Annotated in this window: 12 protein-coding genes; 2 read left to right on the top strand and 10 right to left on the bottom strand. The window is 33.9% G+C overall.

Features of this window, described 5'->3' with window-relative positions; genetic code table 11:
* Positions 1–177: 177 nt before the first annotated feature.
* On the top strand, positions 178–1,566 hold the full coding sequence (gene mnmE / locus EKL95_RS04920) for a tRNA uridine-5-carboxymethylaminomethyl(34) synthesis GTPase MnmE (RefSeq protein WP_126459159.1): 1,389 nt from the start codon (positions 178–180) through the stop codon (positions 1,564–1,566).
* A 176-nt stretch (positions 1,567–1,742) separates the two neighbouring features.
* On the opposite strand, the gene EKL95_RS04915 is transcribed toward mnmE, so the two are convergent.
* The 7 genes from EKL95_RS04915 to EKL95_RS04885 all read right to left on the bottom strand — a co-directional run bounded on the left by EKL95_RS04915 (position 1,743) and on the right by EKL95_RS04885 (position 7,674).
* Positions 1,743–2,666: a HipA domain-containing protein gene (locus EKL95_RS04915; protein WP_126562024.1), complete on the bottom strand. Its 924-nt coding sequence runs from the start codon at positions 2,664–2,666 to the stop codon at positions 1,743–1,745.
* Positions 2,659–2,973: a HipA N-terminal domain-containing protein gene (locus EKL95_RS04910; RefSeq protein ID WP_126463299.1), complete on the bottom strand. Its 315-nt coding sequence runs from the start codon at positions 2,971–2,973 to the stop codon at positions 2,659–2,661. The genes EKL95_RS04915 and EKL95_RS04910 overlap by 8 nt, the downstream gene beginning before the upstream one ends.
* 2 nt (positions 2,974–2,975) lie before the next feature.
* Positions 2,976–3,185, bottom strand: coding sequence for a helix-turn-helix transcriptional regulator (locus EKL95_RS04905; RefSeq protein ID WP_126463301.1), 210 nt, complete (start codon positions 3,183–3,185; stop codon positions 2,976–2,978).
* A gap of 610 nt (positions 3,186–3,795) precedes the next feature.
* Positions 3,796–4,665 carry a DUF2911 domain-containing protein gene (locus tag EKL95_RS04900; protein ID WP_126563672.1) on the bottom strand — a complete coding sequence of 290 codons (870 nt, stop codon included), beginning with the start codon at positions 4,663–4,665 and terminating at the stop codon, positions 3,796–3,798.
* A gap of 47 nt (positions 4,666–4,712) precedes the next feature.
* Positions 4,713–5,423, bottom strand: a complete 711-nt coding sequence (locus EKL95_RS04895) for a PepSY domain-containing protein (RefSeq protein WP_126563671.1) — start codon at positions 5,421–5,423, stop codon at positions 4,713–4,715.
* A gap of 346 nt (positions 5,424–5,769) precedes the next feature.
* Positions 5,770–6,624 carry an EamA family transporter gene (locus EKL95_RS04890; protein ID WP_126562025.1) on the bottom strand — a complete coding sequence of 285 codons (855 nt, stop codon included), beginning with the start codon at positions 6,622–6,624 and terminating at the stop codon, positions 5,770–5,772.
* Positions 6,625–6,774: 150 nt separating this feature from the next.
* On the bottom strand, positions 6,775–7,674 hold the full coding sequence (locus EKL95_RS04885) for an MBL fold metallo-hydrolase (protein ID WP_126563670.1): 900 nt from the start codon (positions 7,672–7,674) through the stop codon (positions 6,775–6,777).
* A 175-nt stretch (positions 7,675–7,849) separates the two neighbouring features.
* Here EKL95_RS04885 and EKL95_RS04880 point away from each other — a divergent pair, with 175 nt between their 5' ends.
* Entirely contained in the window at positions 7,850–8,845 is a 996-nt protein-coding gene (locus EKL95_RS04880) for a metal-dependent hydrolase (protein ID WP_126563669.1), read from the top strand.
* A gap of 19 nt (positions 8,846–8,864) precedes the next feature.
* Here the strand turns inward: EKL95_RS04880 and EKL95_RS04875 are convergent, their stop codons facing one another.
* The 3 genes from EKL95_RS04875 to EKL95_RS04865 form a co-directional block, all read right to left on the bottom strand.
* Positions 8,865–9,458 carry a 2OG-Fe(II) oxygenase gene (locus EKL95_RS04875; protein WP_126463313.1) on the bottom strand — a complete coding sequence of 198 codons (594 nt, stop codon included), beginning with the start codon at positions 9,456–9,458 and terminating at the stop codon, positions 8,865–8,867.
* A gap of 210 nt (positions 9,459–9,668) precedes the next feature.
* Positions 9,669–11,132: a magnesium chelatase gene (locus tag EKL95_RS04870; protein WP_126463315.1), complete on the bottom strand. Its 1,464-nt coding sequence runs from the start codon at positions 11,130–11,132 to the stop codon at positions 9,669–9,671.
* A gap of 84 nt (positions 11,133–11,216) precedes the next feature.
* Positions 11,217–12,335 (bottom strand): vWA domain-containing protein, encoded by a 1,119-nt coding sequence (locus EKL95_RS04865; RefSeq protein WP_126563668.1) that lies wholly within the window; start codon positions 12,333–12,335, stop codon positions 11,217–11,219.
* Positions 12,336–12,411 lie beyond the last annotated feature (76 nt).

Below are 12,411 nucleotides of genomic sequence, written 5' to 3'. Positions count from 1 at the left end.
ACTATAGTTAATTTATTGCAAATTAATTATTTATATAAATTTACAAAACAAAAAACAAAATAGTATGATAATTATCACTTTGGCTAATTTTTAACAAAAAATAACCTTAATGGTTTAGTACAAGAGACTTGTAGCCATGTCAAATTTACTTACTTTTACACCAAATTGACTTTAAATATGATACCTCACGATTCCATAGTGGCACTGGCAACTCCTTCGGGAGCGGGTGCTATAGCCGTAATTCGGATTTCCGGACAAGATGCCATTGCTATTGGAAATTCTGTTTTTAAATCCATCAAAAACAAAGAATTAACAACCCAAAAAACGCATACGTTACATTTAGGGCATATAATGGATGGTTCCAAAACTTTGGATGAAGTCCTGGTCTCCATTTTTAAAGGACCAAATTCCTATACTGGCGAAAACACGATCGAAATTTCCTGTCACGGTTCTACTTATATACAACAACAAATTATTCAATTATTGCTTCGAAAAGGCTGTCGAATGGCAGATCCTGGCGAATTTACGTTGAGAGCATTTCTAAACGGAAAACTGGATTTGTCCCAAGCAGAAGCTGTTGCCGATTTAATTTCATCAGATAATGAAGCTTCACACCAAATTGCAATGCAGCAAATGCGTGGCGGTTTCTCTAATGAAATAGCAAAATTAAGAGAAGAACTCTTGAATTTTGCATCACTAATCGAACTCGAATTGGACTTTGCCGAAGAAGATGTAGAATTTGCTGACCGAACCCAATTTCATGAATTACTGAACCGAATCGAATTTGTCCTAAAACGATTAATCGATTCATTTGCCGTAGGAAATGTGATTAAAAACGGAATTCCTGTAGCTATTGTGGGCGAACCCAATGTAGGTAAATCGACACTTTTGAATGCTTTATTGAATGAAGAGCGCGCCATTGTTTCGGAAATTGCGGGAACGACACGTGATACCATTGAAGATGAGTTAGTGATTGGCGGCATTGGTTTTCGATTCATTGATACGGCTGGAATTCGGGAAACGGAAGATGTGGTAGAAAGCATCGGGATTCGTAAGACTTTTGAAAAAATTGAACAAGCGCAAGTTGTCGTTTTTCTATTTGACAGTTCCGAGTTTAAAGTTTCTGGTTTAAAGTTAAAAGTGGAACTGGAAAAAATTAAAAACCAGTTTCCGTTGAAACCTCTTGTAATCATTGGTAACAAAGCCGATAAATTAGAAGAAAGTGAAATAGGAAATTTGAAATCAGAAATTCCTGAAATCTTACTGATTTCTGCAAAAGAGAAACTAGGCGTTGAGGATTTAAAAAATCAATTACTTTCATTTGTCAATACCGGAGCATTACGAAATAATGAAACAATTGTAACGAATACCAGACATTACGATTCCTTATTAAAAGCGTTAGATGAAATACAAAAAGTAAAATTTGGTCTTGAAACGAACTTGTCCTCCGATTTGATGGCATTAGATATTAAGGAAGCTTTGTACCAATTTGGAATGATTACGGGACAAGTAACTAATGACGAATTGTTAGGGAATATTTTTGCTAATTTCTGTATCGGGAAATAAAAGCACTTTCTTTAACTTTGCTTTCTATTAGTTGACTCCCATTGATTTAGCAGTATTTTAGTTTTCTTCTATTAAGTTTAATTCATACATTTGTTACACTTCAAAAACTACCTGTTAATCAAATTTAATGAATGCGGTGAATAAGTTGCTTATTCACCGCATTTTTGCGGAGATTACTAAAACATCCCTACCCTACTTTCCAACAACTCCAAATACTTCTCTTTCATTCTATCAGTAAGAAAAGAAATTTCAAGCAGCTCCTTCCATTCAGGAGTTGCTTTTTTCATTTGTTCGAGAATACTTGCTATAATTTTTTCGTTGAGTTGTAATCTTTCCTTGCCGTAGTAATCTATAAAATCAGTTGCTCTTAAATTACTTTTTTTTCCTTTCAAAGTTAGAGCAATTTCTTCGTCAGGATTTTTAATCGCTATTGTAGAATTTAGAAAATCATAAATAGGTGTCAGTGTTGTTTTTCCATTTTTGGTAATTAGCGAAAAATTTTTCAAATGCATGTCTTCATTTCCGGTCAGATAGCAAAAAAGAATTCTTTTAAAAAAATCAGCTTTTTCAATTGCGGGAAATGAACAATATTCATCAAGTACAGGAATCAATTTTTCCATCGTAAAACGATACTTTGTGTCTCTTGTATTCCCAGTCAATTGAGCAAAATCTTCTGTTGCGAACTTATTTCCTTTACCGTAGCGGTCAAAACGTTTAATGAAATAAGACAAACTACCATCTTTGCCATATAGCATCCCGTGAAATGGCACTTCTAAACCAAACACTTTCGCCATTCGCATAGTTACATCTTCATTTTCCGGTAATTGTGGAAATAAATCATTTTGTGGCTTAATAATGTACGTTCCAAATTGGTCCACAATTTTAAATTCTTGATCCACTATTGAAATAGCCGCACTAAGCTTTGGTTGCACTCCCTGAATGGATAGCTTTTTAGCTCTATTTGCGGCTTCCTGACGAAGTTCAACAGCTGTATAAGGTAAATCATTTAAATAAGCCAGCTTAGGAGCTATCATGCGTAATCCTTTTTCACTGTACTTATCTGTACCACACAAGTCATACGTAATAGGACATCTATTCATCTTCCATCAATTTAACCGTTACTGCTCCCACTAAATCATTTCCCGTTGCTATCAGTTGAGAGAAGTAATCTTTTTTGTCAATTTTGACAATACGTAGTAATCCCTCTAACATTACACCTTCAGGTAATAGCCCTTCAAAAAACGGTGGAAAAAATGTATAGCTATATTTTTTCTGAGTTGTAGGCATAGTCAATGAAACCGCTTCGCCATCATAATTTTCATCGTACTCAAAATGATAGTCGTTAGCAGCAATTTCCGTTAAAATTCCAGCTCTTTTTCCGTGTGCAAATACAATTGCTCTTCTCATAATTATTTATTTAAAGGACTTTTGAATTCTACTTTAATATTTAGCACTCGGAGTACTGCAAAAAGATTATTCAAACGAACTGTCTCTTTATTTTTTTCAATATCAAAAACAGTGGTCTTGCCTACTCCAGCTAAGTCGGCTAGTTCAAGCTGTGTAAGTCCTGCTTTTTTTCGATGGTCTTTAATTAAAGCACCTAAATCAAAATCATTCATTATATACTGTTTTAGCGGTAAAAATATACAATTTAATAACACGCACGGCTTAAATCATTAAAAAAATTATCATTTTACTGTTATAGCAGTAAAATTATTATTAGGACGTGACATAGCATCTAATTAAAGAAACAAAAGGACGAATTACTGTTAAGGCGGTAAAATTAACTAAAATATAAATGATAAATTTGTATCAGTGTTAGACTTGAATGAAAAGCAACTTAGCTTTGTATATAACAAAATTGAAGAAAAGTTGTCAAAAGCTAAGCGATTCATTTCAATATTTTTTCCATCACAGAAAGAACGTTTTTTATCATAAAAACAAAGTATAGAACTCAGCAGTTTTTGAATGAATAAAAAATACAAATTGTTTTTACTAACACTAAAGATAGTTACTTGATCAAAATCAGTACTCCTTTTGTACACCTCTACCCTTCTAACCCCTTATAAATATAGATAAAATATCTACCATTGAATACATTAGTATGTACATAGCTATAAATGACACCACTATCATAATCGTCAATTTTTTGTACATAGTTAAACTTGATTCTTGTGTATGCTCTTCTGTTGTGTGTTTCATTTTCATAATTTTTGATTTAAAATTAATTTATTTGTTCAATAGTAACTCCATCTCTAAAATTTGTTTTTTGAGTGATTCTACACTTTTCATTTTTTTAAATTCTGCTATAGATAAAGCTTTTTTACCTGCTTCAATTGCACTTGGATAGTCTTTTAATTCCGTTGCTATTTTTTGTCTCAAATTAGGATAATAAAAATTATCTGGATCCAATTTCGCGGCTTCTAAAAGCCAAGCCACTGCTTGTTTGTAATCTCTGTTTGTACTGTAATAATAGTTTGCTGCTTGAAATAATAAATTAGCATCAAGGGTTTTTTCTTTAATGATGTTTTTATCTATTACTGTTAAAATAGCTTCATCTGCTTTACTTTTTATTGGAATTTTAATCATCGAATTTTCCCATATTATTTTTAGAAACCCCTCTCCTTTGCTGTTAATATCATTTATTTCGATTGTAAATGTTTCATAGAAATTAGATATGCTTTCTACAGGAACTGTTAAACGAAAAACATCTTTTTTGGCATCATATCCAGTTTCGCCGTGTAATGTTGTATCTGCATTTACAATTATTGTCCACTCCTTTTTAGAAGGTATTGTGAATATTGAGTAGCTACCCATTTTTAAAGTAGTATTTCCAAATACAATATCTTCGTTAGTAGTTATTAAAGTGCAATCACTAGCGCCAGTTCGCCAAAGTTTTTCAAAAGGCACTAATTCACCAAATATTTTTCTGCCTCTTGCTAGTGGTCTGCTGTAAGAAACTTTAATCATTGTGCTACCCAATTCTTGTTCAAATGATGCAGATGGACTTGCCGAAGTTAGTTTTATTTGAACTTTTTCTTGTGCCGAAATTACTAATGCTTGTAAAACAAAGAAATGTATTAGAATTATTTTTCTCATAGTTTTTGATTTTAAATTGATTTTATGGTTTGTTTTATTATGTTAAATTATTTTTTTATTTTTCTCCAGATTATTCTAACGGTAGGCGAAGAGATATACCAAAGTAAAAAACCACTTAAAACAGTTATTAACCCTAACAATGAAAATAGTCGCAAAACAAAATTATTCATATTATCTCGACCTTCATAATCCATGGTATGGGTCATCCATAAAAAGTCAAACCATCGCCAATTTCTATGTCTAATCGTCTGAAAACCTCCATCATTTACTGAAATATAAGCTTTTAAATTATCTGGTTCTTGGTATGAAATAACATAGGCAGGTAGTAAATGCTCTCTATATTCATGGTGTTTCCCTACTTCTTTAATGAGTTGTATTTCTTTTACTTTTAAACCCGATATAATGTATTTATCTGCAATTGACAATGCTTCTTTTTTAGAGATCCCATTTTTTAATTTTCCAGTTTTCGCATTATAAAGCATCTTCTCATTCACCCAATAAAAAGGTTGATTATTTATTTTCCTTAATTCGATAGATTGAATTGCTATCGAAGGATGAAGAAGTGAAGGACTAATTAAACCTGAAAACGACTCAGCAACAATTCCTTTTTTATGAAATTGCATTCCATGAATGTCATCAATGTTTGACCAACTAAAATATAGTCCACTAATAGTCCACATTAAGAATTGAAGACCCAAAAATATCCCTAAATATCGGTGAGACTTCCTAATCCATTTTGCTTTTTTTCCTTTAATCATTTATCTTGTTATTTTTTTTTTGAAATTGTTAAATAAACTGAACCAACCTTGAAAATCGCATTAAACTTGCAATTATATAAAACAACATATATTTGAATATTTAGTGCTTAATTTTCTATTCCATTACACCAGTTTCGGACCAATAATTTATTGTATACGGTAAATTATAAAAAAAACAATGATTCTGTAAAATTAAATGCAAAAAATATCACTTTTTTATGCAACCTTGTTTTACGGAATTTTGATTCGACTGTAGATCCGCTTTTAGATCGGATACTTTTGCTTTAAATGCAATCAAAAAAAACAAAAATTGTATATGAAAACTCTTTTAGTTGCAACTTATTCTTTAAATGATCTGCGAGATTACGATTAAAACAATCGCTATTAAAGCTAGAAAAAGTCCAGCAAAATTCATTTTAGTTAGTTTTTCCTTAAAAATAAAAATCCCAACAAGACTTCCCATTACTATTACACCCATGTTCATACCGGCAAAAACCGTTGAAGGATTTTCAGCGAAAGCCTTATGCGCTTTTAGATAGAAGAGTATGTTTCCAAAGTTGAAAATACCTACCATACCACCAAAAATAATATTTTTGAAGTTTAATGAGACTTTAGTTATCATCACGTTATAAATAACAGCGCCAATCATAATAAACAACGCAATTCCAAAAACTACAAATAATGACGTTGTATATGGTAAAGTGGTGTGAAGGGCAATTTGCTTGAAAAGGATGTCTATAATTCCAAATCCTAATAGCACCACCGCAGGATAGATCCATTTATTTTTTGTGTTTTCAGAAGGTTTAGCAAGGATTAGCAACAGCGCTGGAAATGCTGCCAAAAGCGCCGCTATTTTTAGGATAGTAAAATCCTCTTTGAAGACCAGCCAAGCCGCTAAAATAGGAATAAACAAAGATAGCCTTTGAGCAGCATCCGTTTTTACAATCCCTACTTGTTTGATTGAAGCCGCCAAAAAAAGGAAGATTGCTGGCAACAAAACCCCAAGAGAAACATAAATTCCCCAAGGTGCTAAAGTGCCAATATTGGTAAGATTTGGACTGAAGAAAAAATAACAAAGAATAAGCGCAAATACATAATTCCAAGCAACAATTTGAATAGGACTGACTTCATATCCGCGAACCATTTTAAACAACACTCCCACAGTGACACTGCAAATAATACTTAAAACAAGAAATAGCATAGCGAATTTTTAGAGGGTAAAACTACCATTTATTGTCTTTCCTTTTGCTTTTTTATGAAAGTATTGAAAGTAATATTTCCAGAACAAGAATAGTACGCATCCGGTATCAGTAGTACAAAAGGAGAATTTAGCCATCAAATTATGGCAATCTTAAATTCTTCCTTGTTCTTTGAGTTTCCAATACCGCAATAAACCATTTACAGACATCCAGCTTGGATTAGCAAACTCATAGGTTTGAATTTCTTCCGCATCGAGTCCTTTGTCCAAAAACTGCTTTCGGGTGTATTCCATAAATTGAGGAACTATACTTTCTGGCGGAGTTTGATTGTCATAAAAAGGTTTGATAAAACTAGCCCAATCATCCAGAACTATTTCTAATCCTGATAGTAATTCATCCGGATTTTTTTGAAAATCAAAATGTGTTAAATACAAGGCTCTGGGCTTTAAATCTTTTAATTTTCTAAGGGATTGTTTCCATAATTCAATATTAATATCCGGGGGAGGACAAGGAGGAACAACGGGACCATCTCCTATTTTTACTCCGGCCACATCCCCAGTAAATATCACATCCTCAATTTGATACGCATTATGATGCACGGCATGACCCGGTGTATACCATACTTTTATTTGAATATCTCCCAGGTCTACAACATCACCGTCCGTAACCCCAATCAATTGTTGCTCAGGTATAGATTCCATTGTCCCCCAAAGAAGCTCCATCTTATCGGTATAGATCATTTTGGCCGAATTCCATAATTTCTCCGGATTAGCTAAATGTGGAATTCCAATGGGGTGTACGTATATTTTAGCGCCATTTTGTGCCAATTTCCATGCTGCTCCGGCATGGTCAAAATGAATGTGCGTCAGGAATACATGCTGAATATCTTTGATCTCATACCCTATCTTCTGGATTCCTTTTTCAAGATACTCCCAAGTAGATTCCGGTCCGGTTTCGATAAGTATCGGACCTTTTTCGGTTTCAATTAAAAAAGCACCAATAGAATGTTTTTCGGATTGAAAGTGTAAATCAATAGTATGAATTTTATACATAGCTTGGTTTATTTATTATGGGACAAGATAGCACATATTTATTTTAAAATCTCTACTGATCAGTATAGTTTTATTTTAAGATACTTTTTCAAGTACAATAAAAAAAAGTGTAATTCACACCAAACATTTACTACTGGTCATCAAGATATCTATTGATTTCAGCTACTTTTACAGAATGGATTCTTTTACTCAAATTGCTTTAGGAATTGCCATTGCCGAAGTATGCGCAGGCAAAAAGCTCAAAAATAAAACAATTTTATATGGTTCAATTCTGGGCACAATTCCCGATTTAGATATTGTAGTGGGATTGTTTTTAAATCCTGTAGATGCCATCCTGATTCACCGCGGCATCAGTCATTCTCTTTTTCTTTTTCTATTTTTATCGCCTGTTTTGGGTTGGATTATTTCAAAAATAGAAAGAGATAAAATCAACTTTTTTCAGGCAACTCGTATGGCGTTTTGGTGTTTGTTTACCCATGTGTTATTGGACATGTTCACTTCTTGGGGTACACAAATTTTATGGCCTTTAGACTATAGATTTGCGTTAAAAACCATTTTTGTAATTGACCCGTTGTACACCATTCCACTAATTATTACATTGATTGTGACTTGGAAAACAAAAAACGCAGTACTTCGCAAAAAATATATAATTAGAGGATTATCCATCAGTAGTGCGTATCTCCTTTTGTCCTGTTTTATAAAAGTATATGCCTTGAACCAATTTGAAAAAGCATTAACAAAACAAAAAATTCAGTATTCTGAAATCATCGTAAAACCCACCGCTTTCAACCTCATTTTGTGGAATGCTAACGTAGCCACAGCAAACAATTACGCATTAGGCGACTACTCTCTTTTTGACACGCAACCCATTTTATTTACTGCTTATAGCAAAAATAAATTTCTAGAATCGCAGCTAAAAGGAAATTCAGATTTTGAAAAACTAAAAAAAGCGAGCGAAGGCTGGTATATTATTTCTAAAAAAAATCAATCTTTATATTTCAATGATTTGCGCTTTGGACTGTTAAATGACGATTCAAAAAACCCTCAATTTGCTTTCAGCTATCAATTTATTGCAAGCAAAACGGAACTAAAAGCGGTTGAAGTTCCTAAAGACAAAAGGGACGGAAAGCGATTACTTCAAAAAATAGTTACGCGGATAAAGGGAAACTGAGTATTTTTTTTTAGAAATATTAATCACTCTTCAACCATCCCGTAATACTCATTCTGGTATTTTGGGTGACCAAAACTTCATGAACTAATTCGTCACTCTTAAAGAAAACTGTTTTACCTTGAGTTGGGGCTATCTTTTGATTGTTATTAGCTTGATGAATCAGCAACTCACCACCGTCACTTTCTTGCCAATTGCTGTTCAGATAACTGATCATAGAGTATTTTCGGCTGGGATTATTCTTGAATTGATCCAAATGTTTGAGATAAAAATCGCCCGATTCATACAACGAATAATGAAATTCATATCCCGTTATTCCAGCATAACAACTTTCATTCAAATAAATAATAAAAGCTTCTATTTGAGCAAAAAACTCATTTTCGAATGCGTTGTTGTGTTTTTTATCCAACCAATAAATGGAATCGCTTCGTATTGCACCATCATAAGAAACCTTTTCTGCGTTACCAATTCCTGCTTCCGTCAACAGACTATTTTGGTTTAAAACAATCAAATTTTGTTTTAGATTATTAGCTAAATCGGTACTCAAAAAATGTTCGGATATGCCTACCTTATTTTCAATATAAGTAGCAATCAAGGCTTCAAAGCTATTTTCCATGTCTTTCTTTTTGACTGCTTAGACGGTCAATGAGGCAAGGTAGACTAATAAAAATCAGTAACGCCGATAAAGAAATAAATAAATGGGACGCTTACTTTATTCTCTAGAAAAAACGCCAAAAATACATCAATTTTTAAACAAAAAAGTCATTTAAGGAACTACACAATAGTGATTCCTTAAATGACTTATAGTGTAAAAAACGTATGTTATTTACAATTTACTAATAAAGCTTCCGTAAATATCCTTGAACTGATACCCTTTAGAAAAACGGTCTTTGCTTAGTTTTTTATATTCAACCAATCCCCAAAGAATAAATTCCTTCATGAAAAATTTATCTTCTTTTTCCAGTTGCGGTTGGTATTTTTTGATTAAAATTTCAAGAGGAACAATACTTCCTAATATTCTTTCGTATTCTTCATCAGAACAATCGTCTGATAATTCGAAACCACTTTCGGCAAAAAACCATTCGATGATATCCGTGTAGGCATTTTTGACACCTTCTTTCTCTAATTTTTCGATTTTTGGAAAATATGCAGGGAAAAAAGTATGGATCGCATCGCCCAATAAATGTTGTGCTACGGCGGCAGCTCCCTCCTGCTCTCCTTCGTAAACCAATTCGACTTTTCCGGTAATAGCAGGAATAATTCCCATAAAATCAGACAATCGCAACGTTGTTTTATCTACTCCGGATTTCAAAGCCCTTCTTTCTGCAGTACTTAATAAGTTCTCAAAAGCGGTAATACTCAATCTGGCACTCACCCCACTTTTGTTATCAATATATTCGCTTTCTCTTGCTTCAAAACTGATTTGTTCTAATAAATCTCTCGCTAACGAAGGCACGTAAACCATATTATTTTGCGTGGCGTCCAGCTTTGCTTCCTGTTCTGTAATGGTTCTGGCAATTTTAATGGTTTCCGGGTAATGTGTCAGGATTTGAGAACCTATCCTGTCTTTTAATGGGGTTACAATACTCCCTCGATTCGTGTAATCTTCTGGATTTGCTGTAAATACAAATTGCAGATCAAGGGGCATTCTCAATTTGAATCCACGAATCTGGATATCGCCTTCCTGCAAAATATTAAATAGTGCTACTTGGATTCTCGCCTGTAAATCCGGTAATTCGTTGATAACGAATATACAACGATTCGCTCTTGGAATCATCCCAAAATGGATCACACGATCATCCGCATAGGACAGTTTTAAATTTGCTGCTTTAATTGGATCGACATCTCCAATCAAATCTGCAACGGTTACATCCGGCGTAGCTAATTTTTCGAAAAAACGGTCGCTTCGGTGTAGCCAGGAAATGGGAGTTGCATCGCCTTTAGTTTCAATAATATCTTTGGCAAAACGAGAAATGGGCTGCAACGGATCGTCATTAATCTCGGAACCTGTCACAAACGGAATGTATTCGTCCAACAATTCGATCATTTTGCGCGCCAATCGGGTTTTGGCTTGACCACGAAGCCCTAATAAATTGATGTTGTGACGCGACAAAATAGCACGTTCTAGTTCCGGAATTACGGTATCTTCAAAACCGTGAACACCTTCAAAAGTTGGTTGTCCTGATTTAATTTTATTTCTTAAGTTCGTACGCAACTCATCTTTGATGTTTATACTTTTGTAACCTGATTTTTTTAATTCTCCGAGAGTTTTTATATTTTCTATTTTCATATTGCTTTTAAAATTGTTATTATTGTTAACTGTCAATTTGTTCTCGACTGTGCTCGAACTGACAACTGAGACTGTGACTAATTACTATTTTATTCTCTTTTTACGATTGGTTTCATAATCCTCAAAAATCATTTCACCCAGTCCTTTTAATCCGGTATAAAATGCTTTTCCTTGATTTGATTCGGTGAATTTATTGACGAATTTTTGCAAATACGGATCATTCGCAATCATAAATGTGGTGATTGGAATGTGTAGTTTTCGGGCTTGCTGCGCCTGATTGTAGCATTTATCCACAATATATTCGTCGAGTCCGTTACTGTTCATATAATAGGAACCGTCTTTTTCGCGGATACAACTTGGCTTCCCATCGGTAATCATGAAAATTTGCTTGTTGGTGTTTCGTTTCCTGCGCAGAATATCCATGGCTAGTTGTAAACCGGCAACTGTATTGGTGTGGTAAGGACCCACTTTTAAATACGGTAGATCCCGAATTGCAATGGTCCAAGCGTCGTTTCCAAAGACCAGAATATCTAAAGTATCTTTTGGATAACGTGTCGTAATCAATTCAGCAAGAGCCATTGCTACTTTCTTGGCGGGAGTAATTCTATCTTCACCGTACAAAATCATACTGTGGCTGATGTCGATCATCAAAACAGTACTCATCTGTGATTTATATTGCGTTTCTTCGACAACTAAATCATTTTCGGTCAACATAAAATCTGCTACTCCGTTATTGATTTGGGCATTGCGTAAACTTTCGGTCAAGGAAATTCGTTCGAGTCCGTCACCAAAATGAAATTCCCGAAATTCCCCGGTATGTTCGTCACCGTTTCCGGAATGTTTAGTCTTGTGATTGCCGCTTCCGGAGCGTTTCAGATTACCAAAAATATTGTCCAAGGCTTGTTGCCGAATGGCACGCTCCGTCTTGGCAGTAATACCAATTCCAGCAGTTCCATCCTCTTTAAGTTCATCGCGGATGTATCCTTTTTTCTTTAAATCTTCAATAAAATCATCAATACTGTAGTGTTCATCAGTGAGTTTATATTCTTTGTCCAATTCCCGTAACCAGTCGATTGCTTCATCAAAATCTCCTGAAGTATGTGTAATTAATTCTTTGAAAATACCAAAGAGCTTATCAAACGGAGACTGAAAGGGGGCTTCGTATTGCTTGAAATAAAAACCTTTTTTAGTGTCATTTTTCATAGCCAATAAAATTACACCAATAAAAAATGTATGCTATACAAACATTTATTAATTTTTAGTTAAAAACGATAAAATC

Origin of the sequence: Flavobacterium sp. LB2P53, assembly GCF_003970305.1 — a bacterium.
GTDB lineage: Bacteria > Bacteroidota > Bacteroidia > Flavobacteriales > Flavobacteriaceae > Flavobacterium.
The sequence above is the reverse complement of the archived record's forward strand: the minus strand, read 5'-3'. Positions and strand labels throughout refer to the sequence as shown.

Coding starts and splice junctions, on each gene's coding strand:
- EKL95_RS04875 (WP_126463313.1), bottom strand. CDS start 9,458: ATGGAAAATAGCTTTGAAGCCTTGATTGCTACTTATATTGAAAATAAG.
- EKL95_RS04870 (WP_126463315.1), bottom strand. CDS start 11,132: ATGAAAATAGAAAATATAAAAACTCTCGGAGAATTAAAAAAATCAGGT.
- EKL95_RS04890 (WP_126562025.1), bottom strand. CDS start 6,624: ATGCTATTTCTTGTTTTAAGTATTATTTGCAGTGTCACTGTGGGAGTG.
- EKL95_RS04895 (WP_126563671.1), bottom strand. CDS start 5,423: ATGATTAAAGGAAAAAAAGCAAAATGGATTAGGAAGTCTCACCGATAT.
- EKL95_RS04900 (WP_126563672.1), bottom strand. CDS start 4,665: ATGAGAAAAATAATTCTAATACATTTCTTTGTTTTACAAGCATTAGTA.
- EKL95_RS04880 (WP_126563669.1), top strand. CDS start 7,850: ATGGATTCTTTTACTCAAATTGCTTTAGGAATTGCCATTGCCGAAGTA.
- EKL95_RS04905 (WP_126463301.1), bottom strand. CDS start 3,185: ATGAATGATTTTGATTTAGGTGCTTTAATTAAAGACCATCGAAAAAAA.
- EKL95_RS04915 (WP_126562024.1), bottom strand. CDS start 2,666: ATGAATAGATGTCCTATTACGTATGACTTGTGTGGTACAGATAAGTAC.
- EKL95_RS04865 (WP_126563668.1), bottom strand. CDS start 12,335: ATGAAAAATGACACTAAAAAAGGTTTTTATTTCAAGCAATACGAAGCC.
- mnmE (WP_126459159.1), top strand. CDS start 178: ATGATACCTCACGATTCCATAGTGGCACTGGCAACTCCTTCGGGAGCG.
- EKL95_RS04885 (WP_126563670.1), bottom strand. CDS start 7,674: ATGTATAAAATTCATACTATTGATTTACACTTTCAATCCGAAAAACAT.
- EKL95_RS04910 (WP_126463299.1), bottom strand. CDS start 2,973: ATGAGAAGAGCAATTGTATTTGCACACGGAAAAAGAGCTGGAATTTTA.